Annotated in this window: 25 protein-coding genes; 8 read left to right on the top strand and 17 right to left on the bottom strand. The window is 63.6% G+C overall.

Annotation, left to right across the window (positions count from 1 at the left end):
- Positions 1-28: 28 nt before the first annotated feature.
- The 3 genes from M1E10_RS12190 to M1E10_RS12200 form a co-directional block, all read right to left on the bottom strand.
- The gene (locus M1E10_RS12190) at positions 29-964 is read right to left on the bottom strand and encodes a TAXI family TRAP transporter solute-binding subunit (protein ID WP_499177160.1); all 936 of its coding nucleotides are present in this window, start codon (positions 962-964) and stop codon (positions 29-31) included.
- Between the two features lie 132 nt (positions 965-1,096).
- Entirely contained in the window at positions 1,097-1,363 is a 267-nt protein-coding gene (locus tag M1E10_RS12195; protein WP_499176676.1) for an exodeoxyribonuclease VII small subunit, read from the bottom strand.
- 2 nt (positions 1,364-1,365) lie between these two features.
- Positions 1,366-2,298: a histone deacetylase family protein gene (locus M1E10_RS12200; protein ID WP_499176677.1), complete on the bottom strand. Its 933-nt coding sequence runs from the start codon at positions 2,296-2,298 to the stop codon at positions 1,366-1,368.
- A 125-nt stretch (positions 2,299-2,423) separates the two neighbouring features.
- Here M1E10_RS12200 and M1E10_RS12205 point away from each other — a divergent pair, with 125 nt between their 5' ends.
- The 3 genes from M1E10_RS12205 (at position 2,424) to M1E10_RS12215 (ending at position 4,939) form a co-directional block, all read left to right on the top strand.
- Positions 2,424-2,822 (top strand): acyl-CoA thioesterase, encoded by a 399-nt coding sequence (locus M1E10_RS12205; protein ID WP_499176679.1) that lies wholly within the window; start codon positions 2,424-2,426, stop codon positions 2,820-2,822.
- A gap of 261 nt (positions 2,823-3,083) precedes the next feature.
- Entirely contained in the window at positions 3,084-4,340 is a 1,257-nt protein-coding gene (locus M1E10_RS12210; RefSeq protein WP_499176680.1) for a PQQ-dependent sugar dehydrogenase, read from the top strand.
- On the top strand, positions 4,340-4,939 hold the full coding sequence (locus M1E10_RS12215; RefSeq protein ID WP_499176682.1) for a c-type cytochrome: 600 nt from the start codon (positions 4,340-4,342) through the stop codon (positions 4,937-4,939). The genes M1E10_RS12210 and M1E10_RS12215 overlap by 1 nt, the downstream gene beginning before the upstream one ends.
- Here M1E10_RS12215 and M1E10_RS12220 read toward each other — a convergent pair whose 3' ends face one another.
- Genes M1E10_RS12220 through M1E10_RS12230 form a run of 3 tightly spaced genes read right to left on the bottom strand, consistent with a single transcriptional unit; the run spans position 4,940 to position 6,811 of the window.
- Positions 4,940-5,503, bottom strand: coding sequence for a biotin transporter BioY (locus M1E10_RS12220; protein WP_499176684.1), 564 nt, complete (start codon positions 5,501-5,503; stop codon positions 4,940-4,942).
- A 10-nt stretch (positions 5,504-5,513) separates the two neighbouring features.
- On the bottom strand, positions 5,514-6,134 hold the full coding sequence (locus tag M1E10_RS12225) for an energy-coupling factor transporter transmembrane component T family protein (RefSeq protein ID WP_499176685.1): 621 nt from the start codon (positions 6,132-6,134) through the stop codon (positions 5,514-5,516).
- Positions 6,131-6,811: an energy-coupling factor ABC transporter ATP-binding protein gene (locus M1E10_RS12230; RefSeq protein WP_499176686.1), complete on the bottom strand. Its 681-nt coding sequence runs from the start codon at positions 6,809-6,811 to the stop codon at positions 6,131-6,133. Before M1E10_RS12230 ends, M1E10_RS12225 begins: the two co-directional genes overlap by 4 nt.
- A 110-nt stretch (positions 6,812-6,921) precedes the next feature.
- On the opposite strand from M1E10_RS12230, the gene M1E10_RS12235 reads away from it, so the two are divergent.
- From M1E10_RS12235 to M1E10_RS12245, 3 genes are all read left to right on the top strand, one after another.
- On the top strand, positions 6,922-8,112 hold the full coding sequence (locus M1E10_RS12235) for a winged helix-turn-helix domain-containing protein (RefSeq protein WP_499176687.1): 1,191 nt from the start codon (positions 6,922-6,924) through the stop codon (positions 8,110-8,112).
- A gap of 76 nt (positions 8,113-8,188) precedes the next feature.
- Complete coding sequence (locus M1E10_RS12240; RefSeq protein WP_499176689.1) at positions 8,189-8,620, top strand: antitoxin Xre-like helix-turn-helix domain-containing protein; 432 nt, start codon at positions 8,189-8,191, stop codon at positions 8,618-8,620.
- Positions 8,621-9,319, top strand: a complete 699-nt coding sequence (locus tag M1E10_RS12245; protein ID WP_499176691.1) for an RES family NAD+ phosphorylase — start codon at positions 8,621-8,623, stop codon at positions 9,317-9,319.
- Positions 9,320-9,326: 7 nt separating this feature from the next.
- Here the strand turns inward: M1E10_RS12245 and ribB are convergent, their stop codons facing one another.
- From ribB to M1E10_RS12260, 3 genes are all read right to left on the bottom strand, one after another.
- Complete coding sequence (gene ribB, locus M1E10_RS12250) at positions 9,327-10,427, bottom strand: bifunctional 3,4-dihydroxy-2-butanone-4-phosphate synthase/GTP cyclohydrolase II (protein WP_499176692.1); 1,101 nt, start codon at positions 10,425-10,427, stop codon at positions 9,327-9,329.
- Between the two features lie 11 nt (positions 10,428-10,438).
- Complete coding sequence (gene aroC, locus M1E10_RS12255; RefSeq protein WP_499176693.1) at positions 10,439-11,536, bottom strand: chorismate synthase; 1,098 nt, start codon at positions 11,534-11,536, stop codon at positions 10,439-10,441.
- Positions 11,537-11,629: 93 nt separating this feature from the next.
- The gene (locus tag M1E10_RS12260; protein ID WP_499176694.1) at positions 11,630-14,758 is read right to left on the bottom strand and encodes a bifunctional diguanylate cyclase/phosphodiesterase; all 3,129 of its coding nucleotides are present in this window, start codon (positions 14,756-14,758) and stop codon (positions 11,630-11,632) included.
- Positions 14,759-15,054: 296 nt separating this feature from the next.
- Here M1E10_RS12260 and M1E10_RS12265 point away from each other — a divergent pair, with 296 nt between their 5' ends.
- Positions 15,055-15,315, top strand: coding sequence for a DUF1344 domain-containing protein (locus tag M1E10_RS12265; protein ID WP_499177161.1), 261 nt, complete (start codon positions 15,055-15,057; stop codon positions 15,313-15,315).
- A gap of 20 nt (positions 15,316-15,335) precedes the next feature.
- Here the strand turns inward: M1E10_RS12265 and M1E10_RS12270 are convergent, their stop codons facing one another.
- From M1E10_RS12270 to M1E10_RS12285, 4 genes are all read right to left on the bottom strand, one after another.
- On the bottom strand, positions 15,336-15,926 hold the full coding sequence (locus tag M1E10_RS12270; RefSeq protein ID WP_499176695.1) for a histidine phosphatase family protein: 591 nt from the start codon (positions 15,924-15,926) through the stop codon (positions 15,336-15,338).
- A 17-nt stretch (positions 15,927-15,943) separates the two neighbouring features.
- Positions 15,944-16,762 carry an enoyl-[acyl-carrier-protein] reductase FabI gene (fabI, locus tag M1E10_RS12275; RefSeq protein ID WP_499176696.1) on the bottom strand — a complete coding sequence of 273 codons (819 nt, stop codon included), beginning with the start codon at positions 16,760-16,762 and terminating at the stop codon, positions 15,944-15,946.
- A 134-nt stretch (positions 16,763-16,896) separates the two neighbouring features.
- Complete coding sequence (locus tag M1E10_RS12280) at positions 16,897-18,048, bottom strand: DnaJ C-terminal domain-containing protein (protein ID WP_499176697.1); 1,152 nt, start codon at positions 18,046-18,048, stop codon at positions 16,897-16,899.
- 176 nt (positions 18,049-18,224) lie between these two features.
- Complete coding sequence (locus M1E10_RS12285) at positions 18,225-18,677, bottom strand: RT0821/Lpp0805 family surface protein (protein ID WP_499176698.1); 453 nt, start codon at positions 18,675-18,677, stop codon at positions 18,225-18,227.
- Between the two features lie 61 nt (positions 18,678-18,738).
- Between M1E10_RS12285 and pdxH the strand changes: the two genes are divergently transcribed.
- Positions 18,739-19,359: a pyridoxal 5'-phosphate synthase gene (gene pdxH / locus M1E10_RS12290; RefSeq protein ID WP_499176699.1), complete on the top strand. Its 621-nt coding sequence runs from the start codon at positions 18,739-18,741 to the stop codon at positions 19,357-19,359.
- A gap of 56 nt (positions 19,360-19,415) precedes the next feature.
- Here the strand turns inward: pdxH and M1E10_RS12295 are convergent, their stop codons facing one another.
- The 4 genes from M1E10_RS12295 to tldD all read right to left on the bottom strand — a co-directional run bounded on the left by M1E10_RS12295 (position 19,416) and on the right by tldD (position 23,321).
- On the bottom strand, positions 19,416-20,459 hold the full coding sequence (locus M1E10_RS12295; protein ID WP_499177162.1) for a polysaccharide deacetylase family protein: 1,044 nt from the start codon (positions 20,457-20,459) through the stop codon (positions 19,416-19,418).
- A 108-nt stretch (positions 20,460-20,567) separates the two neighbouring features.
- Positions 20,568-21,359, bottom strand: coding sequence for a TSUP family transporter (locus M1E10_RS12300; protein ID WP_499176700.1), 792 nt, complete (start codon positions 21,357-21,359; stop codon positions 20,568-20,570).
- 98 nt (positions 21,360-21,457) lie between these two features.
- Positions 21,458-21,895, bottom strand: a complete 438-nt coding sequence (locus M1E10_RS12305; protein WP_499176701.1) for a bleomycin resistance protein — start codon at positions 21,893-21,895, stop codon at positions 21,458-21,460.
- Between the two features lie 10 nt (positions 21,896-21,905).
- Positions 21,906-23,321: a metalloprotease PmbA/TldD family protein gene (gene tldD, locus M1E10_RS12310; RefSeq protein WP_499176702.1), complete on the bottom strand. Its 1,416-nt coding sequence runs from the start codon at positions 23,319-23,321 to the stop codon at positions 21,906-21,908.
- Positions 23,322-23,384 lie beyond the last annotated feature (63 nt).

Below are 23,384 nucleotides of genomic sequence, written 5' to 3' on the forward strand. Positions count from 1 at the left end.
TCCGCGGGGATGGAAAGGGGATGCAGGATTACTGCATCAGGCCCATTTCCTTGTAGTAGCGCTCGGCGCCCGGATGCAGCGGCACGGGCATGCCGTCCAGCGCCTTCTTCGGATCGATGGACTTGGCGGCGGCATGCGATGCGGCCAGGCGGTCGAGGTTTTCGAAGAGCAGCTTGGTCATCTGGTAGACGGTTTCTTCCGGCACGCCCTCATGGGTGATCAGGAAGTTGCCGACGGCTGCGGTCTGCACGTCTTCCGTCTGTCCGTCATAGGTGCCGGCGGGGATCACGACCGGCAGATAGGGCGCGCCGATCTTTTCCACTTCCGCGGCCGGAACGGCGACGACGGTGATGGGCAGGGATGTGGCAAGGTCGCGGATCGAGGCGACGCCGAGGCCGGCCGACTGCAGGGTCGCGTCGAGCTGGCGGTTCTTGATCAGCTCGACGGATTCGGCGAACGGCAGATATTCCGTCTTGCCGAGGTCATCGTAGGACATGCCGGCGGCTTCGAAGATGGCGCGCGCATTGATCTCGGTGCCGGACTTCGGCGCGCCGACTGAGAGGCTCTTGCCCTTCAGGTCGGCCAGCGTCTTGACGCCGGACTCCTGGCTGGCGACGATCTGGATGTAGTTCGGATAGATGCCGGCAATGCCACGCAGCTTGTCGAGCTTGCCGGGGAAGCCAGCCTCGGTATCACCTTCCCATGCCATCTGCACGGAATCGCCGAGCGAGAAGCCGATCTCGCCGCGGCCTGCCTGCAGCAGGTTGAGGTTTTCCACGGAGGCCTTGGTCGCCTGCACCTGGGTGCGCGAGCCCTCGATCTTCTCGCCGTAGATTTCCGAGAGTGCAACGCCGAGCGGATAATAGACGCCGGACGTGCCGCCCGTCAGCACATTGATGAATTCCTGCGCCCGCGTGCCGGTCGCCGCAAAGGTTGCGGAGACGGCCAGCGTGGCGGCGAGCATGAATTTGAATTTGTTTGATTTCACGATTGTTCCTCCCAAAAGCAATCACTCAGATACGCTATCATGGGGAGGAGGGCTGTGCCCGTCAATCGCTTTGTGGCGACAGGCGGGCAAAGATGCTGAAAGCTTAAACTATCGTAGGGGTTCGTCACCGTCGAGCGGCTCGACGCCCTGCGGCTTGCCGGTGCGGTCGAGGCGGATCTTCTCGATGCGGTTCTCGGCGGCCGTCAGCAGTTTCTCGCAGTGCTTCTTCAGGGCCTCGCCGCGCTCGTAGATGGCAATCGACTCGTCGAGCGCCACGTCGCCGCGTTCCAGCCGGGCGACAATGCTCTCGAGCTCCGCGACGGCCTTCTCGAACGTGTAGCTGCTGACATCGAGGGTTTCGGTGGTTTCGGTCATCTTCAGCCCTTCATCAGTCGGCAAATGTGCAGCCCTGCCGATTCGGCGAGACCCTCCAGATCATATCCGCCCTCCAGCAGGCTGATAAGCCTGTTGCCGGAATACTTGCCGGCGATCTCCATCAGCCGGCCCGTCGCCCAGTCGAAATCATCGCCGACCAGATTGATCTGCGCCAGCGGATCGCGGTGGTGGGCGTCGAAGCCCGCCGAAATGATCAGGAAGTCCGGGCGGAAGTTCTCCAGGGCCGGCAGGACGCGGGTCTTGAAGGCCTCGCGGAAATGCTCGCTGGCGGAATTGGCCTCCAGCGGCGCATTGACGATGTTGTTCTTGATCCCGGTCTCGTCGCGCGCCCCGGTCCAGGGGTAGAGCGGCATCTGGTGGGTCGAGCAGAACAGCACGGAAGGGTCGTCCCAGAAGATGTCCTGTGTGCCATTGCCGTGGTGCACGTCCCAGTCGACGATCGCGACCCGCTCGACGCCATAGGTCTGCTGCGCGTGGCGGGCGGCGATCGCGGCGTTGTTGAACAGGCAAAAACCCATCGCCTTCGACTTTTCCGCATGGTGTCCCGGCGGTCGTGCGGCCACGAAGACATTGTCGGCCTGGCCGGTGAAGACGTCGTCGACGGCGGCCATCGCCCCGCCGATCCCCGTCAGTGCCGCCTGCAGACTCTTCGGCCCCACATAGGTATCGGCCTCGATCTGCCGGATCTCGTCGTCTTCCGGGATTTCGCGCATGACGGAAAACAGGTGTTCCTCGGGATGGGCCAGCAGCACCGCATCCTCGTTTGCTTGCGGGGCCTTTTTCCGGTCGAGCTTGTCGAAGTTGGGATGCTGCAGGGCGATCGCCAGCGAGCGGAGGCGATCGGCCCGTTCCGGATGTCCTTCCGGCGTGCGGTGCTCCAGGAAGATATCGTGTTCGTAGAGGCGGGTGGACATCGGCGGGCGTCTCCGTTTGCCACGACATGGCGCAGATCGCCGGGCTTTTCAAGCTGCGGCTGTACCCGCGCTTGTGAAGCCGGAAGGAATGGGCTTACATGAATGAGGGTGGTGCTGGAGGTAGCGTGGATAAAGAGCCTGTAGGATTTCTGGAGTTCGAAGTGCCGTTCCGCGACGTGGACATGCACGGGGAGATGTTCCGGGCCGTCTACGTCCACCGCGCCGAGGAGGCGCTTGCGACCTTCTGGGCCAGGCGGCCCGCCTCCGAGGACGATCCACATTTCACCGTAGGCAAGGTCACTTGCACCTTCCATGCCGCTCTTCGCCTCGGCGACCTCGTGCGCATGGACGTTCATGTCAGCAAGATCGGCGTCAAGTCTGCCGGCTTCATCGTGCGCATGAGGCGCGGCAACGACGAGGTGGCGGAAGCCGAAATCGTCTGGGCCGCCTGCGACAGGGAAAAGCAGGAGCCGGTGAAGCTCCCCGAAGACCTGCGCGACTGGCTCTACCAGTTCCTCGATTGAGATCTTGAAGCTCTCGCTGCGGGCAAATGCGACCAGGCCGTCCGCCTGGCGCGTCGGCACGCCCGTCTTCCGGATAGCCGCAACGAAATCTCGAATTGACACGCGAAGAATTCGGTCCCTAAACTGCTCAGGTGGCGCGTGTTGGGAGGCACCTGCGCCACCGCATCCTGATTAAGACGACATGACAAGAATGCATTCCGGCACGCCTCAACGCGTGACGTTCGCATGCGCATGACGAATCAAATAATCTGGGAGGAAATCATGAAACACCTGCTGTCATCCGTGGCAGTGCTCGCCCTTGCGACGAGCCTTGCTCACGCGCAAACGCCTGCCGTGCCAGACAACCTTGAGAAGCTGTCGAATTTCCAGTCCACCGGCACGACGCAATTCACAATGATCGAACAGAAAGGCGAGTACGCCGACGGGATCAAGAAGAACCTGGAGCGGATCGAGCTGCCGCCAGGCTTCAAGATCGCGCTCTATGCGGTCGTACCCGATGCCCGCCACATGGCGGTCGGGCCGCAGGGGATAGTCACCTTCGTCGGCACCCGCAAGGACAAGGTCTGGGCCGTCACCGACCGCAACAAGGACCGCGTCGCCGACGAGGTGAAGGACTTCGCGCCGTCGCTGACCTTCTCGATCCCCAATGGCCCGTGCTTCTCCAAGGACGGCTTTCTCTACATCGCCGAGCAGAACCGTGTCCTGCTGTTCCCGGCCGCCGAGTTCTTCTACGAGAGCCCGGATGTGGCAGCCTTCAACCTGATCAAGCAGGGCGAGCTGATCCCACCCGAGCACGAGAGCTTCAACCACACCGCCCGCGTCTGCAAGGTGGGGCCGGATGGCAAGGTCTACATATCGCTTGGCCAGCCGTTCAACGTGGCGCCTGCCGAAAGCCTGGACGAATTTAACAAGTGGGGCATCGGCGGCATCATTCGCATCAACACCGACGGGACAGGCCGCGAGGTCTTCACTCGCGGCATCCGCAACTCCGTGGGTCACGATTTTCATCCGGAGACCGGCGAGCTGTGGTTCACCGACAACCAGGTGGATGGCATGGGCGATGACATACCGCCCGGCGAGATCAACCGCCAGACCGCGGCAGGCCAGAATTTCGGGCATCCCTGGTATGGCGGCGGGTCGGTGCGAACCGTGGAATACGAGGGCCAGGAAGTGCCGGTCGAGGCGGTCATGCCGGCGGTCGAGATGGATGCCCATGCCGCCGATCTCGGCATGACCTTCTACACCGGCAGCATGTTCCCCGCCAAATATCGCAACGCGATCTTCTCGGCCCAGCACGGCTCGTGGAACCGCACCACGCCGGTCGGTGCCCGCGTCATGGTGACCTACATCGACGAGGAGGGCAAAGCCACCAGTGAACCCTTCGCCCATGGCTGGATCGACGAGAACGGCGAATACCTGGGTCGCCCGGTAGACGTGGCACAGCTGCGAGACGGTTCGCTGCTGGTCTCCGACGACCTGGCCGGCGCCCTCTACCGCATCTGGTACGAGGGCAGCTGATGCGCGGTCGCTGGCTTTTTGCCCTGGGCGGGGTTCTCCTCGCCCAGGGCGTCCTGCCATCCTCTGCACTGGCGCAGACAGTGGTGGGGGATCCCGCGGCCGGTCGCGACAAGGCCGGCATGTGCCGGACCTGTCATGGACTGGAGGGGAAAGCGCGCATTCCGATCGCCCCGCATATCGGCGGCGAGAGCGCGGCCTACCTGAGCCACCAGCTCACCGCCTTTCGCGACGGGACGCGGACCCACGAGATGATGACGGTGGTGGCCAAGGGGCTTGACGACCAGGAGATCGCCGATCTCTCCGCATGGTATGCGGCGCAGACGGTGATGGCCCGTCCGCCGCCCGGCCCCGCCGGAGCGGCGCCGCCGGAGGCCTGCGTCTCCTGTCATGGGGCAGACGGCCTGGCGGTCATCGAGGATGCGCCCCATCTCGCCGGCGAGAACGCGATCTACATCGCCACCCAGCTCAAGGCATTTCGCGGCGGCAAGCGGCAGCACCCGGTGATGTCGGAGATCGCCGCCGGGCTGACGGATGCGGAAATCCGCACCGTCGCCGACTGGTATGCCGCAACCGAGATCGAGATCGAGCCGGTCCGGTGATCAGGCTCTTGCCGGCAGGAGCGGGTAGCCGGCCATCACGGCACGCGCCGCAAGCGCTGCGACGGCGGCCTTGATCAGGTCGCCCGGGATGAAGGCCATGGAGCCGAGGAAGGCTTTGCCGAAATCGATGCCGGTGACGACCGCCAGATAGGTGATGCCGAACGCGTAGAGCACCACAACCCCGCCGGCGACGGCGGCGGCAAAGAAGCCGAGGCCTTGCGCCAGTGCGCCCTGCGACGGGCGGACCAGGCGCTCGGCCAGCGTACCGGTGACGAAGGCCGCAAACACCCAGCCGATCAGATAGCCGGTCGTTGGCGCTGCAAAGACGGCCAGACCACCACGACCGCCTGACAGCACGGGCAGGCCGATCGCCGCCAGCAGCAGAACGAGGAGGACCGCCACCGTGCCGCGGCGGGCACCGAGGATGACGCCTGCCAGCATCACGCCCATCGACTGCGCCGTGATCGGCACCGGGATGAAGCCGAGCATGATCGGCGGCAGAAGCCCGAGGGCCACGATGATGGCGGCAAAGAGGGCGGCAAGGACGAGGTCGCGTGTCGACATGGGTATGCTCCTAGAGTTTGTGCGGGCGTTCTTGCCCGCGTATGCCGCGCGCGTCAATCGCCGCGGCGATCTCGTCGGCGGACTTCAGCGTCTGGATGATCAGCGGGATGATCATCGTCGTCGGCCTTACCTTCAGGCCACGTGCCTGGTGCGCCGTGCGAAGCGCCTGATAGCGGGAAATGACCTCCGGAACGAAGCGGATGACAAGACCGACGGAAAGTCCGATGTCCGAAGCCCTCACCAGTCCCAGCTTCTCGAGCGGCAGGGCCGCACGGGTCACGGCATCGATGAAGGCGCCGACGGGCGTCGTCGCGGTGACGGCCGCCGCCACCAGCATCAGCGTCGTCAGGCGCAAGAGCGCGACGATCCCGTCTTCCACCGATTCCAGCAGCAGTGTCGCCAGCGCCACGATCGCGATCGTCAGCAGGATCGGCCGCAGCCGCAGCCAGCTCTGCCGCCAGCCGATGCCGAGCGACGCGTAGAGAAGCACCCCGGCAGCCGCGGCACATCCGAGGTGAATCGGCGATCGGGTGAGGAAGAGGGCAAGGCTCACCGCCAGCAGCAGCAGCAGCTTCAGGCCCGGCGGCAGCCGGTGCAGCAAGCTGTCGCCCTCGACGTAGAGAGAATTCATGCCGCCGCGACCTCCCGATAACGCGCGATCACCTCCGAAGGCAGCCCGTCCGCCAGAAGCCGCCCCTCGTGAAACAGCAGCACGCGGTCAAAATCGGCAATCAGCGCCAGGTCGTGGCTGATGACGATCACGCTCTCGTCGAGGCCGCCAAGCGTCGCCTCGACGAGAGCCCGGTTCTTCAGGTCGAGCTGGTTGGTCGGTTCGTCGAGGATGACGATCTGCGGTTCCGTCACCAGCACGGAGGCGAGCGCCGCAAGCTGCAACTCCCCGCCGGAAAGCTCGTGGGCCCGCCGTCCTGCCAGATGCCCGATGTCGAACCGGCCGAGGATGCCTTGAACGGCCGCTTCCACCGCTGCCGCCGGCAGTCGCCGGCTCTTCAGTCCCAGTGCAATGTCCTCGCGCAGGATCGGCAGGATGATCTGGTTCTGCGGGTTCTGGAAGATGAAGCCCACCTGACTGCGCACCGTCTCGGGATCATCGACGGTATCGACGCCGTTGACGGTGACACGGCCCGTGCTCGGCGTCACCAGCCCGTTGATCATCCGGGCAAACGTCGTCTTGCCGGAGCCGTTCAGCCCGATGATGCCGATCCGCCGCTCCGTTAGCGATATCGTCAGCGGCTCCACCGCCAGGCGCCCCTCAAAGCGCGCGCCGGCCTGTTCAAAACGGATATCCACGCCTGCCCCTCATTCGTCGACGGCTGCTATAAACCGGATGCGCGGGGAGGGGAATGCAAAACGGATCGTGAACATTGCTGTTGTCCCATCTTCCGCCTAGTCTTTGGCGCATGACGATTCTTCTGAGCAACGAGCAGGCGCGAAAAATCTTTCTGGAACGGCAGGGCCTTTCCTTGCCGCCGTCTCGCAGCCTCGACAAGGCAGGATTGCTGGCACTGATCGACAAGCTCGGCTTCGTGCAGATCGACAGTATCGCGACCGTCGACCGCGCTCATCAGATGATCCTGTTTTCCCGCAGCCAGACCTACCGTCGCGAGCATCTGCAGCAGCTCCTGGAAAAGGACGGCGAACTCTTCGAGCACTGGACGCACGACGCGTCGATCATTCCGGCCGCCTTCTTCCGCTACTGGAAGCACCGCTTCGTCAGGCGCGAGGCGGTGATCGGCGAGCGCTGGCGCAAATGGCACGGCGAGGACTTCGATAGTGCTTTCGAAGAGACCTACCGGCGAATCGCGGAGGGCGGTCCGATCATGTCGCGCGAGATGAAGGCCGAGGAGCACAGGTCCGGCGGCTGGTGGAACTGGCATCCCAACAAGACGGCACTGGAATACTACTGGCATACGGGAAAGCTGGCGATCGCCGGCCGGGTCAACTTCCAGAAGATCTACGACCTGACCGAACGCGTGCTGCCGGCCCATCACTATGCGCCGGAGGTCGATCATGAGGAATTCGTCGACTGGGCCTGCCGCGGCGCCCTCCAGCGGCTGGGCTTTGCCACCCACGGCGAAATTGCCGCCTTCTGGGCGCTCGTCACCCCGCAGGAGGCAAAGGACTGGGTCGACACCCATCGTGCGGAGCTGACGGAGGTCACTGTTGAGAACGCCAAAGGCGGCCGCCCCCGCGCGGCCTTTGCCTTCGAAGGCTTCCCGACGCATCTCGGCGATATTCCGGAACCGCCGGCACGGGTGCGGGTGCTCAGCCCCTTCGACCCGCTGCTGCGCGACCGCAACCGCGCCGAACGGCTGTTCGATTTCAGCTACAGGATCGAGATCTTCGTGCCCGAGCCGAAGCGGCAATACGGCTACTACGTCTTCCCGCTGATCGAGGGTGACCGCATGATCGGCCGCATCGACATGAAGGCCGACCGCAAGGCCGGCAGCCTCGATGTCCGCCGGCTCTGGCTGGAGCCGGGCGTGCGCGCCTCCAGCGGCCGGCTGGAGAAGCTCGAAGCCGAGCTGTTGCGGGTGGCGAAATTTGCCGGTGTCGAGCGGCTCAACTTTCTGGAGGGATGGCGCGGCTAGTGCCCATTTCCAGCGCGGACTGGAATTATCTCGTCAAATGACGTATGTAATACCAGTCAGATGACGGAGGCAATTGATGGCCGATCCATTGGTACTTGTGCAAACGGTGTCCGCACCGCGTCAGGGATTTGCGGCGGAGGATGATCGCGACCGCCTCGCAGGGACGGCCCTCAAGGCCTATCGCAGTCTCGTGGAGCAATGGGGACTGACCGCCGGTCAGGCCGCAGCCCTTCTCGGCGTCTCCGTCAGCACATGGGAGCGCCTGAAGTCGCAGGACCGGGCCCGGTCGCTGACCCAGGACCAGATGACCCGCATCTCGATCCTCACCGGCATCTACAAGGGCCTGCATCTGTTGTTTGCCGATGCCATGGCAGACCGCTGGCTGCTCTTGGCCAATTCCGGCCCGATCTTTCAGGGCCGCAGCCCGGTCGCCGCCATGATCGATGGAGGCATACCGCTGATGCTCGATGTTCGCCGCTACGTCGATGCGGTTCGCGGAGGACTGTAGTTGGACATCGATGGCATTCCGGTAGTCACCGTCGCCCATCCGAAGACGGTGCGGCTGGTCTCGACGGCGCGGCTGCGCGCACCCGTTCTGGCGCCTCTCGTCGATAACGAGGACGAACTGGCGCAACTGGCCGAGATCGAAGGCGCGACAAGCAGCCGGACGATGGCGCAGACGACCGGAATCTCCGGCCTTTCCGCGCAGGAACTGGTCTACGACGTGCCGCACGCGCATTTCATCAATGCAAGCTTCGCCTACGCCAAGCCGCACGAGCCGGGCCGCTTCAACGGAGAAAACCGTGGCGCCTGGTACGCGGCGCTGGCGGTCGAGACCTGTCTTGCCGAGATCACCTTCCACATGACCGAGTTTCTGGCCCGGACCGGCGAGTTCGAAGCTGTGGTCGAATACGCCGAGATGTTCTGCAGCCTGTCGGGGGAGTTCCTCGATCTGGAGGCGCGGCCGGATCACGCAGCGCTGGCCCCGGACATCCAGACCGGATATCCGGTGGGCAACCTGCTGGCCGACCGGGCCCGTGCCCAGGGACTGAACGGCATTGTCTACCCGTCCGTCCGCCACGCCGGCGGCACCTGCTTTGCCGTGCTGCGGCCGGCGGCGGTGCAGTCGGTGCGGCAGGGGGATGTCTACCGTCTGACCTGGAGCGGGGAGCCGGTACCGGCCGTCGATGGACCGGTCGACGGCTGATAGGTTCTCAGCAGATCACCGTTTCCGCGATCCGGATCCCGAAACCCTCGAGGCCGACGTAGTGGCGTTCGCTGCGGGTCAGCAGCTTGATCGAGCTGATGCCGAGATCCTTCAGGATTTGTGCGCCAAGGCCGATCTCCAGCCATTCGCTGTCGCGTTCCTTCGCCTGCTCGTGCACCTCCTCGTCATGCCGGTGCCGGCGTCCGTGATCCTTTTGGCCGACGCCGACGGAACCCTCGCGCAGGTAGATGATCAGGCCGCGGCCTTCTTCGGAAATCTTCTGCATGTAGGTGTCGAGCGACCGGCGAACGCCGAAGACGTCGTCGGCGACGTTCTCCAGGTGCAGCCGGACGGGAATGTCGACGCCGTCGCGGATATCGCCGAAGATCACGGCCACATGCTGCATCGGGTCCCAGGGCAGGGAATAGGCATGGCCCTTCGCCTTGCCATAGGGCGTCTCGACCTCGAACTTCGACTGCAGCTCGATCAGCGTCTCCTTGCGCTGCCGGTAGGCGATCAGGTCGGCAACAGAGACCTGCTTCAGCCCGTGGGTCTCGGCAAAGGTTGCCACCTGCGCGCCGCGCATGACCGAGCCATTGTCGTTGACCAGTTCGCAGATCACGCCGACCGGCGGCAGGCCGGCAAGCTTGCAGAGGTCGACGGCCGCTTCCGTATGGCCTGACCGCATCAAGACGCCGCCCTCGCGGGCGATCAGCGGGAAGATGTGGCCCGGACGCACGAAGTCGGCGGGACCGGCGTTCGGATTGGCGAGGTTGCGGACGGTGAGTGTCCGGTCGTCGGCGGAGATGCCGGTCGTCGTGCCGTGCTTGAAGTCGACGGTGACGGTAAAGGCGGTCGTATGGGCGCTGTCGTTCTCCGCCACCATGGCGTTGAGGTTCAGCCGCTTGGCTTCTTCGCGCGGCATCGGCGCGCAGACGATACCCGAGGTGTGGCGAACGATGAAGGCCATCTTCTCGGCCGTGCAGTGAACGGCGGCGACGATCAGGTCGCCCTCGTTCTCGCGGTCGTCATCATCGGTCACGACGACGATCTCGCCGGCTTCGAAGGCGCGGATGGCATCGACGATGCGCTTCTGATCATAGGCCATGCAGAAATTCCTTATCGCAGCCGGCCGGTCTGGCCCCGGTCCCGGAGGTAATGGTCGACGATGGCGCAGGCCACCATGGCCTCGCCGATCGGCACGGCGCGGATGCCGACGCAGGGGTCGTGACGGCCCTTGGTGCGCACCTCGACATTGTTGCCGTCGGCATCGATCGACTGCCGCTCGGTCAGGATCGAAGAAGTCGGCTTGATGGCAAAGCGCGCGACGACCGGCTGGCCGGTGGAGATGCCGCCGAGGATGCCGCCGGCATGGTTGGAGAGAAACAGCGGCACGCCGTCGTTGCCCATCCGCATCTCGTCGGCATTTTCCTCGCCGGAGAGTTCGGCCGACGCAAAGCCCTCGCCGATCTCTACGCCCTTGACGGCGTTGATTGACATCAGGAGCGACGCAATGTCCTGGTCGAGCTTGCCGTAGATCGGCGCGCCGAGACCCGCAGGCACATTTTCTGCGACAACCTCGATGACGGCGCCGATCGACGATCCGGACTTGCGGATGCTGTCGAGATAGTCCTCCCAGACGGGCACGATCTGCGGATCGGGTGCAAAGAACGGGTTTTCGTTGACCTGGTCCCAGTTCCAGTTGGCGCGGTTGATCTTGTGCTTGCCGATCTGCACCAGCGCACCGCGCACCACGAGGTCCGGCAGCACCTTGCGGGCGACTGCGCCGGCGGCGACGCGCGCTGCCGTCTCGCGCGCCGAGGAGCGCCCGCCACCGCGATAGTCGCGGATGCCGTATTTCAGGTCGTAGGTGAAGTCCGCGTGCCCTGGCCGGTAGCGGCGGGCAATGTCGCCGTAGTCCTTGGAGCGCTGGTCGGTGTTCTCGATCAGCATGGAGATCGGCGTGCCCGTCGTGATCATCGTCTCGCCGTCCTCGTCGAGCATCACGCCCGACAGGATCTTCACCACATCGTCCTCGCGCCGCTGCGTCACGAAACGCGACTGCCCGGGCTTGCGCTTATCCATCCAGCTCTGGATTTCGGAAAGCGTCAGCCGGATACCCGGAGGGCAGCCGTCGACGACGCAGCCGAGCGAAGGCCCATGGCTTTCGCCCCATGTGGTGACGCGGAAGAGATGGCCAAAGGTGTTGTGAGACATGACGGACCAATCGTGGAGGGGTAGCTGGTGCTCAACCCCGACGCGGGTTTCTTAAGGGCAACGGCATCAAGCGACAAGCCCTTCTTCAAGCCGTCAGGCCGCCGCCTTCGTCCAGTTGGCGAGCGCCATCGTCGTGAAGTCGGTGAAGGGAAGGGGCCGTGCAAAGGCGTAGCCCTGCAGCAGATCGCATCCCAGTTCCCGCAGCAGGGCTGCATGCTGCATCGTCTCGACGCCTTCGGCGATGGTCTCGACACCGAGCGACCGGGCGATGTCGATGATCGAGCGGACGAGGGCACGTTCCTGCGGCGAATGCAGGATCGGCATCACCAACTGGCGGTCGATCTTCAGCCGCTTCGGCTTCAGCTTCAGCAAGCTGACGATGGAGGTGTGGCCGGTGCCGAAATCGTCGATCTCGATGTCGATGCCGAGCGCCTTGATCTGCTTGAGGTTCGTCGCCGCGATGTCCTCGTGCTCATCCAGGAAGATCGATTCCACCAGTTCAAACGAGATCTGGTTTGGTGGAATGTCGAGGTTGGTCAGGACCTCCACAAGGGATTGGTCGTGCAGGCGGCGAGAGGAGACGTTGACCGAGACCTTCGGCACGTGAAGCCCCATCTGGGCCCACCGATGCTTGTCGCGCAGAACGGTCTCCAGCACGATGTGGTCGAGAACCGAGGTGACGTTGAGGTCTTCGGCGATCTTCAGGAAGCGGTCCGGCGCCAGAATCCCGTGATGCGGGTGCTGCCATCGCACCAGCGCCTCGACTCCCGTCAGTTCGGTCGTTATGGCGTCAAACTGCGGCTGGTACCAGGTCACGAATTCCTGCCGTTCGATGCCTGCCAGCAATTCGTCGGCTGTACGCTTGTGGCTGATGATCTCGGCCTGCAGGTTCTGGGTGAAGAACTCGTGGCGGTTGCGTCCCATCGCCTTGGCGCGGTAGAGGGCCATGTCCGCATTGACGAGGATGCGGCGCGCATCGATGTTGAGGCCGCTTGCCATGGCAATGCCGATGGAGACGCCGCAACGGCACTCGAAGCCTTCGAAATCGATCGGCTGGCGCAGTTCGGTAATGATGCGGTTGGCGAGCTGCGCCATCTCCCCCTGGCTGTTGGTGCCTCTGGCGACGATCACGAATTCATCGCCTCCGATCCTGGCGACAATGTCCGTTTGCCGGACCGTCCGGGACAGAACGTTGGCGGCGTGCACCAGCATCGCATCGCCGGCAGCGTGGCCGAGCGTGTCGTTGATCTGCTTGAAGCGATCGAGGTCGAGGTGGAGGATAGCAAAGGTCTGGCGCTCGTCGCGGCTCCCGCGCGAGATCCCGTCAAGCTCCACGTCCAGCTTGCGCCGGTTGGCTAGCGAAGTGAGCGGATCGTGCAGGGCATTGTGCTCGATATGGCTCTTGGCGATTTCGAGTTCCACGTTCTTTGCGTCCGACTCCGCCTTTGCGGACGTCAGCTCGGCCGTCAGCAACGCATCCTCCGTAACGTCGAAGGCAATCCCGACAATCTTGTTGTTGCCGTATCGGTCAGTCTGCATCTGGCCAACGGAACGGACATAACGCAGGCTGCCGTCAGCCTGCAGGACGCGGACCAGCAGGACATCGTTCATGTCGCGGTTCTGAAGCCGCGAAGATACGTCCAGCGCCGCCTTCCGGTCGTCGGGATGGATGAAGGTCAGCCATTGCTCCTTGGAGATGATGCCGTCGGTGTAGGGGAGGCCGTAGAGCTGGCACATCCGTTCGTCCCAGCGTTCGATATTTCGGGTGAGATCGAACTCCCAGATCCCGCAGTTGTACGATGCAAGCGCAAGGTCGAGCTTGTTGGAAAGCTCCTCCAGCTCCTGCTCGCGCCGTGAAAGCTCGTCGAGCGCAAGTTCCAGTTCGGCGTTCTTGATGTCGCTCACCTGCTTGGCCTGCCGCAGTGTCTGCGTCATCATCGCATCGGAGGTGACATCCCAGACGATGCCCGCTGTTCGCATGCTTCCATCCGGGTTGCGGTAGCTTGCGCCGGCCGAGCGAACATGGCGGACTGCCCCGTCTGCCGTGGCAATGCGATAGGTTTCGCTGCAGGTGTGCTCGGCGCAGATGCAGGTGAAGAAATGGGCTTCCGCCGAAGCCCGGTCTTCCGGATAGATGGCGTCCAGCCATTCCTCAAGTCGGTTTTCGAGGCCGTTCCCCGTGCACCCGTGCAGGGCAGCCGCCCGGTCGTCCCAGAACAGGTGCTGCCCGTCGCCGATCACTTCCCAGACACCGATCTTGGACGCTTCCATGGCCAGGCTGAAGCGCTGCGACAACTCCAGCAGATTGGCCTCGCGCACCTTCAGCGCGGCGATATTGCGGTTGCGCTCGCCGATCAGCAGGCTTGCCATGAGGATCGGGATGATCAGTGCAAGCCCGCCGAGGGCGAGTGAAAAGCGATATTGCATCTGGTCGGCGGCCGACATGGTCCAGCCGGCTACTGGAACAGCGTGAATCTGCCAGGTGGCATCGGCAACGGAGAGGCTCCAGGTCACAGGCGCGAGGTAATCGAGCCCGCTGTCTCCGAAGAAGAATTGATCCTTCATCTCCCGGATGTCGCGGATCGATATCTTCAACCAGTCGAACGCCGGCCGTTGAGGAACCGCCGAGGATGGTCCGAACCCGACATCCATCATCAGTTGTTTCTTGTCGATCAGGACCAGCACCGCACCCGCAGGGTCGGCACCGGCCTTCGGGTCGTCCGGCTGGATAAGGGTCAGGAAGTCCATGCCCGGATTGCTCATCAGCGTCAGCTTTTTGAGAGCGAGCGGCGCCTTGATGATGTCAGAAAGCTGTTCTGCCGGGCCAGCGGTCTTCGATCCGGGGTCCGGCGCGCGACTCAGAACCCGCTCCAGCTTGAAGCCCGGCGCAAGACCGAAGCCGATCAGGCGGCGGTTCTTGGCCAGTTCCTGTTTCGCAAAACTGTGAAGGATCTCCGCGGAGCCCTCGGCCGGTCCGCCGAGCAAGTGGCTGAGCCGCTGAGCTCCAGCGATATCCAGTTCGATGGTCGTGGCGAGACGGCGGGCAATCGCTGCCGCGGCTTGCTCGGTCTGGTTGCGGAGGTCCTGCTGGTATCTCTGTTGATGCCGCTGATCCAGAACGATTCCGACGGCAATCACCGCCATCGCGGTCGCGGTCACCGCCGCGACAGGGATGTGGATGTGTTTGAACGCCTTATTGAGACGCGTCGCGAGCGGTCGCAAGCCTCTATGATCCATCCGCCCCCGGCCCGTTGGAACCCCATGTGGCTAGATCTAGCACCGGCGGGTTAATGTCCGATTGCGATAAGCTTTGGCTATTTAAGCAAGCCCGCAGGCGGATCGCACCCGACATTGCCGGATAATCTCGTGGAGAAGTACCCGCGGGCGCTGGATCGAAGTGGATGATGCGGTCCATACTTGTACCGAAAATGTCATGAGCGCGGGCGATTTTCGCCACAATCAGGAGGCTATCCTTGCACCGTCGAAACACTCCGAAGACCCCTTCGAAAGTACCGCTCATGCGCTTCCTGATTGCTGCCCTGCTTGCCACCGCCAGCCTGTTGTCGCCGCTTAGCGGTTTCGCGCAGAGTTCCGACATCGAGGCAACCATTGATGGCGTGAACGTCAACGATCTGACGCTGACGCTGGACGACGGCAAGACCTACAAGGTGCCTGAGGAATTCAATTTCGAAGGGCTGGAATCAGGGGTGAAGGTTGTCGTCTTCTACACCGAGGTGGATGGCAGCCGCATGGTCGACGATCTGGAGATCATCCAGTAGCGTCCACGACGTTTGGTCGGTCAAAACCAGTCGAGCGTCCCTGCGCCGGTATCTGCCTTCAGGATCTTGTCCTGCGGCACGTCCATCGTCGCTGCTTCGTCTTCGGAACTTTTGCCGACCAGCCGGAACATCGATCGCACGATGCCGCCATGAGTGACGCAGACGGTTGGACGGGAAACCGACTGCAGCCAGGCGCCGACGCGCCATGACAGGATCTCGTAACTTTCGGCACTCGTCCCAGGCGGGATAAAACTCCACTTCTGCTCGATCCGGGCCAGAAGCCGTTCGGGTGCCACACGCCCTACCTCGTAGAGCGTCTGCCCCTCCCAGTCCCCGAAGGACAGTTCGACCAGGCGCTCGTCGATGCGGTAGTCGGTGGGTGCAAGGCCCATGGCATCGCGAACGCGCTCCATGGTTTCGCGCGTGCGGGAGAGGGGACTGGACACGAAGTCGAATTCGGCAACTTCGCGTCCCGCAGACCTGATCAGCGTTTCACCGTTGCGGGTCGCTTGGGCACGACCGATCTCGTTCAGCGGTATGTCCTGCTGGCCCTGCAGTCGGCCTTCTGCATTCCAGTCCGTCTGGCCGTGTCGGATCATGTAGATGAGCACGGCAGCCGTCCTTGAGATCAGTCCTTGACGACGGAGATGTCGGGAGCGTCGACGGCCTTCATGCCGACCACGTGGTAGCCGCTGTCGGCGTGATGGATCTCGCCGGTCACGGAACGCGACAGATCGGAAAGCATGTACAGCCCGACATCGCCCACGTCCTCGATGCTCACCGTGCGGCGCAGCGGCGCGTTGTATTCGTTCCACTTGAGGATATAGCGGAAATCGCCGATTCCGGAGGCGGCCAGCGTCTTGATGGGACCTGCCGAAATGGCATTGACGCGAATGTTCTTTGGGCCGAGGTCGACGGCAAGATATTTGACGCTCGCCTCCAGTGCCGCCTTGGCGACGCCCATGACGTTGTAGTTCGGCATCACCTTCTCGGCACCGTAATAGGTGAGCGTCAGCATCGAGCCGCCATCGGTCATCAGCTTCTCGGCGCGACGGGCAACCGACGTGAAGGAATAGACAGAGATCCGCATGGTCTTGTCGAAGTTCTCGGCAGAGGTGTCGACGTAGCGGCCGGTCAGTTCGTCCTTGTCGGAAAAGCCGATGGCATGCACCAGGAAGTCGATCTTGCCCCAGATCTTCTCGATCTCGGCGAAGGCCGCATCGATGCTGGCTTCATCACCGACGTCACAGTCGCCCGCTACAATGGCACCGATCTCGGCCGCCAGCGGTTCGACGCGGCGCTTCAGAGCTTCGCCCTGATAGGTCAGAGCGATTTCACCGCCGTGGGCATGAATGGCTTTGGCGATGCCCCAAGCGATCGACCGATTGTTGGCAACGCCCATGATGACGCCGCGTTTGCCTGCCATGAGGCCGGAAGCCTGAACCATACTATGCCCTCTGAGACCGAATTCGCCTGCTGAAATGAAGGTTGCCTATCGCATAGGCTGGAGAACCGTTCAAGTTGGCGCGGATCATCTCATGTAAGGCGTCGTAACAATGGGTGCTTGGCCGCTCGCGGGTTTTAGATGTACAGGCCTTCGCGCATGTGGCGCATGAGGTCGGTGATCTTCTCGTCGGGCTTCTCGTGAAGCAGCACGCGGATTTCGACGATGAAATTGCCGCGGCCGCCCTCCTCATTGTGCAGCCCCATCCCCTCCAGCTCGATGGTGCGGTCGGAACCGGACCAAGGGGGGATGGTAACCTTTCGCACGCCTTCCGGCGTCTCGATGTCACGCTCCGTACCGAGCACGGCATCTTCCAGCGCGATCGGAAGAACGGTGTGAAGATCGAAGCCATCGACGCGGAAGCGGCTGTCCTTTTTGATCCGCATGGTGACCAGAAGATCGCCGCGCTGCATGCCCTGAACTTTCAGGCCTTGTCCCTTCAGCCGGGCGGTGTGGCCGTCGGTCATCCCGGCTTCCAGCGGAAGACGCACTTCCCGATCCTCGGGCAACGTGATCGTGAGCCAGTTCAGCTTCAAAAGGTCGTCGAGGGTGGCGACGGCTACGACGGAATGGTCGGGAGCTTTCTCCAGTCCGGAGGGGACGCCGCGGATCCGGCGCACCAGAGAAGCGATGAGGTCGACTGCCTGAACGGCCAGCGGCTGCGGCTCCACCTCGGGTTCCGGCGCAACATTGTCCTCGGCGGACGGATGCTCGCCGGCCTCCGCGCCAGGTGCTGCCTGATATGCATTCTGCTGCGAACCGGACGATGGTCCCGGCGTTGGACCCGCAGTCTTGGCTTTTGGATCACCGGCGGCGCCGAAGATACGCTCGACCATGTCCTCCGCGGGCTCGCCAGCAGCGCCCGCTTCTGCTTTTGCCTGGGCCTTGGCCGCTGCCTGCGCACGCTGGGCATTTGCCCGTGCAAGCTCTTCCATGACCTTTTCCGCATTTGCCCGGGAAGCGGCGGCGCGTTCGGCTGCCTCTCGCGCGGCCTGACGCTGCTGCAGGATCGTCTGGTGAGCATCGGCCGCCCGGTCATAGCGACGGCGCCGTTCCGGATCCTTCAGCACGTCATAGGCGCGACCGACTTCCGCGAACCGGCTCGTGGCCGTCGGATCGTCCTGATTGTGATCAGGATGGATCGATTTCGCCTTCGACCGCCATGCCGACTTGATTTCGTCGGCATCGGCAGTGCGCTGGACACCAAGGACAGAATAGGGATCGCGCATGATTGACCACCGGTTCAACTGGTTGGGTCCGTTGATCGGCCCCGATATTCGTCTAGAACGCCAATGGAGTCTGCCGGTTCCTCGAACCCGGAAAACCCCATTTGCCCGAAGGCTACCAGCAGAGTCCTGAATCAGTGGTTACGGAGATCGAGTTGGTGTCGGTCAGGGTTAAAGGTCTACTGACGATCGAAAGCTGTCAGTAACCAGTCGCCGCTGCCAGTCAGGCAGGCCTGGCCGGAAAACATCGCGATCCCCTCGTAGGAATGGCGCGTCGTGGTGAAGTCGCGGCAGACGTGGTTGGCCTTGCGCGCTTCGGTGATCGTCGAGACCACACCGGCGCTGCCGGTGGCCGCATTCGCCCACGGCAGCGGCGCATTGCCCACCTTGGCGAGGTCTGCAGAGGATACGGCGTTGCGCACCGTTGCTTCGTCGGAAAGCGTGGTTTCGGACCGTGTGTCAGCCACGGACCCCGTGGAGATCGAACGATCGGGCTTCTGGGCGCTATCGAACAGATCCATGCTGCTGGTGCAGGAGACGGTGGAGAGCGCCGCCAGCCCCAGGACGAGGATACACGCAACCTTGCGCACGGCCCCCTTTGTACGGGTGTTCGACTTTGCTATCAGTACCACCTTGCGTCCTGTCCGGCGTGAGTCACGGGCAAATTCATCAGTCGGGAGTAATTAAGTCAATATGTCTGAAAGCGGGTTAACAACCGGTGACTTTACCGAGGAGAGCGAGCCTTTTGCCCTGTTTGGCCGTTGGCTCAAGGACGCCGAGGGGTCGGAACTGAACGATCCGTCCGCCGTCGCTCTAGCCACAGTGGATGCAGACGGCCTTCCGAACGTCCGTATGGTGCTCCTCAAGGGCTATGATCAGGCCGGTTTCGTCTTCTACACGAACTTTGAAAGCCAGAAGGGTACCGAAATCCTCGGCCAGAAGAAGGCGGCGATGTGCTTTCACTGGAAATCGCTGCGTCGGCAGGTGCGTCTGCGCGGCGAGGTCGAGGTGGTGACCGACGCAGAGGCGGACGCCTATTACGCGACGCGTCCGCGCGGCAGCCGGATCGGCGCCTGGGCCTCCAAGCAGTCCCGCCCGCTGGAAGGACGCTTCGCGCTGGAGAAGGCCGTGGCGGAATACACCGCCCGTTACGCCATCGGCGAGATCCCCCGGCCGTCCCACTGGTCGGGTTTCCGTATCAAGCCGCTGTCGATCGAGTTCTGGCAGGATGGCGCGTTTCGCCTTCACGACCGCATGGAGTTCCGGCGCCCTTCTCCCGAGGGTGCGTGGGAAAAGGTCAGGATGTACCCCTGATCTTGAGCCAGCGAAGGCGGGAGCCGCTTTCGCAGACGAAATCGCGTCGAAATGGTCTAGCGGCGGGTAGCCAGGAACGGGATACCTGACGCCAGTGCGGATACATACTTCGGGCGCTGGAAATATCCGTTCAGGGAAATCCGCGGCAGGCCTGTCAGGTTATCCATGGATTGCGCGCCAAGCGTTCCTGGCTGGGTCAGGACGGCGACGGAAAAGCCGAGCTCCCTGGCGATGTCGATGTCGCGCGCCGACACCGCCTGGCGGGTCCCGTAGGGAAAGGCGAAGGTCGCCGGACGTTTCCCGGACAGATGCTCCAGCCAGTTGGCGGACTGGCGCAGTTCCTCGCGGGCATCTTCCGGAGACAGGCGGCTGATGGCCCGATGGCTGATCGTATGGGCGCCGAGGCAGGCGAGCGGATGGTCGAGCAGCTTCTTCAGGTCGTCCGGCCCCATCACCAGCCGTGCGGTCAGTGCCAGCGGATCGATGCCGTTCCGGCGCGCCAGGGCATCGATGTGGCGGACTGCGTCCGCTTCGTCGTTCTCCCAGACGTATCGGACGAACCTCTTGAAACAGTCCTGGACGCGCACGGATGTCGAAAGGTCGATCGTCTCCGGCCCCTTGCCGAAGTCGAACTCCAGGCTGTCGCGCCGGGGAAGGATCTCTTCCAGCGTTTCCCACCAGAGCGAATGCGTGCGCTCGGAAAATCCCCGGGTGATGAAGATGGTGAAGGGCACGCAGTGCCGTTCGAAGACGGGCAGGGCGTGCTGCGCGTTGTCGTAGTAGCCGTCGTCCAGCGTGAAGGCGGCAAAGGGCCTCGTATTGGAGGATTGCAGTCGTGCCGGAACTTCGTCGAGCTGCACGAAGTCGTAGCCGTCCGCGCGCAGCCTGCAGATGGCCGCATCCAGGAACTCCGGCGTCACTTCCAGATGCGCGTTCGGCTCGAACCAGGGCTGCTGCAGCGGGCGCACGTGGTGCAGCGTGAAGATCGCGCCGCGGCCCCGGGCCTGCTGCATCAATCCGGCGCGACTGACGAAATAGGCGGCATTGAGTGCACCGGCTATCAGGTTGCGTTTCCCGCCCCTGCGCCAGACGCCTTTCACCCTGTGCTGCATATCGATGAGCTTCACGACCCGTACCTCCTGAGAGCAAAGGTATGGGTGCAGCCTTAAAGTTTGCTAAACGCCGCAATTGACGGGTCGCCGGTGGTCCTAAGGCAGCAGATTGTCCACCAGCGGCAGGCTGATCAGGGCGGCTGCGCCGATCAGCGTGTAGCAGATGCGCCGGAAGGTCGCCTCGTCCGCGAGACCGAAGAGGCTGGAACCCACCAGAAGGCCGATCCCGTAGCCGGGCCCAACGGCTGAAGCCAGCAGCAGGCTTGCCGACGTCAGCAGTCCGGCGCTGACATAGAAGATTGCCGAGATAACGGAGGCGAGCGCGAAATAGGTCACGAGATTGGCGCGCACGGTGGCCCTTGGAATTGCTCCCCCTAGCCAGTAGGCAACCACGGGCGGCCCGGAAAGCTGGGAAATGCCGCCGAACAGGCCGGCGACCGTTCCCGTTGCAATGCTGAGCGGCAGCTTCGGTCGTCCCGTGTAGCGCCAGCCGCTGATCAGGAAGACGAGCAGTCCCAGCACGATCAACGAGATTGCCCAGCGCAGCGCAAGCGGTGGCGCCAGCGCCAGAAGCGCCGTCCCCGCAGGCACGCCGACCAGGGCGCCGATCAGCACCGTCGCCACTTCGCGGCGATCGGCCCGCTTCAGGGCATCCGGAAGCATGCCGAGCGTCATCACCCCGTCGATCAACAGCAGCAGCGGCGTGGCAACCCTCGGGCCGGCAAGCGCGCTGGCGATCGGCACGAAGATCAGGGCGCCACCGAAGCCGGAGAAGCCGCGCGCCATGCCGGCAATCAGAGCAGTCGCAAAGAGAAGCGCGATCTGCTGCACCGGATGGGCAATCAACAGGTCAGCGATCTGAACGGCGAGATGGTCGAAGACGGACATGGTGCGGGCTCTGCGGGTGGGCGAGACGCATCTCGCTTGCGCCCCCGCCGGCTGTCAATCTGCTAACTTCGAAGCCGTGCCAGCGGACAGATGGCACCTCACTGCCCGGCCCCGGAAAGGGCGCGCGCTCCTAGATCCTCGAAAAGCCTCAGCAGATAGCCGTCCGGATCGGCGACGACGAACTGGCGGTTGCCCACCTCGTGATCGTCGCGGCGGTACCATTTTTCCTCAAGCGGCAGGTAGAGCGGGATGCCTTCCGTTGCTAGACGCGCCAGGATTCGGGATGCATCGGTCACGCGGATCTGCAGGTTGAGGCCCCGCCCGAAGGGTTTTTGCAAGGGAGCATCCGCGATGTCGAAGGTGCGCCCGAGGCCGATCTGGTCGATCATCAGCTGTGCCGCGCCGAGCGTCAGGTAACTGAACCCTTCCTCCGGGCGCTCGTAGAGAACCTCAAAGCCGATGAGACCGGTGTAAAAGGCGCGGCTCGCCCTCCAATCGCTGACGGCGAGTTCAGGCACGAGCGCGTTTTCTGCCACGACGGCGTCCCTAGGTCCGGGTGCCGCCGACGGTCACCTGGTCCATCCGCAGGTGCGGCTGGCCGACGCCGACCGGAACCCACTGGCCGCCCTTGCCGCAATTGCCGATGCCGGTATCGAGCTGGGTGTCGTTGCCGACCATGGAAACCCGTTGCATGGCGTCCGGGCCGTTGCCGATCAGCATCGCGCCCTTGATCGCCGGACCGATCTTGCCGTCCTCGATCATGTAGGCTTCCGTGCAGCCGAAGACGAACTTGCCGGAGGTGATGTCCACCTGGCCGCCGCCGAAGGAAACCGCATAGATGCCCTTCTTCACCGAGGCGATGATCTCTTCCGGTGTATTGTCGCCCGAGAGCATGTAGGTATTTGTCATCCGTGGCATCGGCACATGCGAATAGCCCTGTCGGCGACCGTTGCCGGTCGGCGCCATGCCCATCAGCCGGGCGTTCTGGCGGTCCTGCATGTATCCGACGAGCTTGCCCTTGTCGATCAGCACGTTGTAGGCGGACGGCGTCCCCTCGTCGTCGACGGTGATCGAGCCGCGCCGGTTGTCCATCGTGCCGTCATCGACGACCGTGACGTTCGGCGACGCGACCATTTCGCCCAACAGCCCGGCAAAGGCCGAAGTCTTCTTGCGGTTGAAGTCGCCCTCGAGCCCGTGGCCGACGGCCTCGTGCAGCATCACGCCCGGCCAACCGTTGCCGAGCACCACATCCATGGTGCCGGCCGGCGCATCGATGGCGTCGAGATTGACGAGCGCCTGGCGCAGCGCCTCGTCGGCGCCCGTCTGCCAGTTGCCGGAGGCGACGAAATCGCCAAAGCCCATGCGGCCGCCGGTGCCGAAGGATCCGGACTCCTGCCGGTCGCCATCACCGACCACGACCGAGATGTTGACGCGCGTCATGGGGCGGATGTCTTGGACGCGGTGGCCGTCCGCCCGCAGGATGTCGACGACCTGCCAGCTCGCCGCTGCCGTCGCCGTCACCTGCCGGACCTTCGGGTCCTTGCCGCGCAAATACGCGTCGATCTCCGTCAGCAGCTTGACCTTCTCTTCGAAGCTCGGCTGGCCGATTGGGTTCTCGTCCCCATAGTATTTCTTGTTGGTGCGCTGTGGCGCGGCTGCATAGGAGCCGGAATGGCCAGCGGTCACGGCGCGCACGGCGTCAGCCGCACGATCGAGCGCTGCGGCCGAAAGCTCACCCGAGTGGGCATAACCGACCGCTTCTCCGGCCACCGCACGCAGGCCAAAGCCTTGATCGGTGTTGAAGCTTCCGCCCTTCAGCCGGCCGTTGTCGAAGGTCAGCGATTCCGCCTGTGCATGCTCGACGAACAGCTCGCCGTCATCGGCGCCGTTCAGCGTCTCCGCCAGGATCCGTCGCAGGCGCGCCTCGTCGCAGTCGAACAGGTTGAGAAGATCGTTGGTCATGCTTGGGCTCCTTCGCTCCCCTTTGTATGTGCGGAAGCGTTTTGACCGATGTAGGTCCGGCGG

This window comes from Rhizobium sp. PK7-22 (assembly GCF_056530405.1).

Coding starts and splice junctions, on each gene's coding strand:
- M1E10_RS12220 (WP_499176684.1), bottom strand. CDS start 5,503: ATGTCGACACGCGACCTCGTCCTTGCCGCCCTCTTTGCCGCCATCATC.
- fabI (WP_499176696.1), bottom strand. CDS start 16,762: ATGGTTCAGGCTTCCGGCCTCATGGCAGGCAAACGCGGCGTCATCATG.
- pdxH (WP_499176699.1), top strand. CDS start 18,739: ATGTCTGAAAGCGGGTTAACAACCGGTGACTTTACCGAGGAGAGCGAG.
- M1E10_RS12225 (WP_499176685.1), bottom strand. CDS start 6,134: ATGAATTCTCTCTACGTCGAGGGCGACAGCTTGCTGCACCGGCTGCCG.
- tldD (WP_499176702.1), bottom strand. CDS start 23,321: ATGACCAACGATCTTCTCAACCTGTTCGACTGCGACGAGGCGCGCCTG.
- M1E10_RS12300 (WP_499176700.1), bottom strand. CDS start 21,359: ATGTCCGTCTTCGACCATCTCGCCGTTCAGATCGCTGACCTGTTGATT.
- M1E10_RS12215 (WP_499176682.1), top strand. CDS start 4,340: ATGCGCGGTCGCTGGCTTTTTGCCCTGGGCGGGGTTCTCCTCGCCCAG.
- M1E10_RS12190 (WP_499177160.1), bottom strand. CDS start 964: ATGCTCGCCGCCACGCTGGCCGTCTCCGCAACCTTTGCGGCGACCGGC.
- aroC (WP_499176693.1), bottom strand. CDS start 11,536: ATGTCTCACAACACCTTTGGCCATCTCTTCCGCGTCACCACATGGGGC.
- M1E10_RS12210 (WP_499176680.1), top strand. CDS start 3,084: ATGAAACACCTGCTGTCATCCGTGGCAGTGCTCGCCCTTGCGACGAGC.
- M1E10_RS12240 (WP_499176689.1), top strand. CDS start 8,189: ATGGCCGATCCATTGGTACTTGTGCAAACGGTGTCCGCACCGCGTCAG.
- M1E10_RS12235 (WP_499176687.1), top strand. CDS start 6,922: ATGACGATTCTTCTGAGCAACGAGCAGGCGCGAAAAATCTTTCTGGAA.
- M1E10_RS12265 (WP_499177161.1), top strand. CDS start 15,055: ATGCGCTTCCTGATTGCTGCCCTGCTTGCCACCGCCAGCCTGTTGTCG.
- M1E10_RS12280 (WP_499176697.1), bottom strand. CDS start 18,048: ATGCGCGATCCCTATTCTGTCCTTGGTGTCCAGCGCACTGCCGATGCC.
- M1E10_RS12200 (WP_499176677.1), bottom strand. CDS start 2,298: ATGTCCACCCGCCTCTACGAACACGATATCTTCCTGGAGCACCGCACG.
- ribB (WP_499176692.1), bottom strand. CDS start 10,427: ATGGCCTATGATCAGAAGCGCATCGTCGATGCCATCCGCGCCTTCGAA.
- M1E10_RS12195 (WP_499176676.1), bottom strand. CDS start 1,363: ATGACCGAAACCACCGAAACCCTCGATGTCAGCAGCTACACGTTCGAG.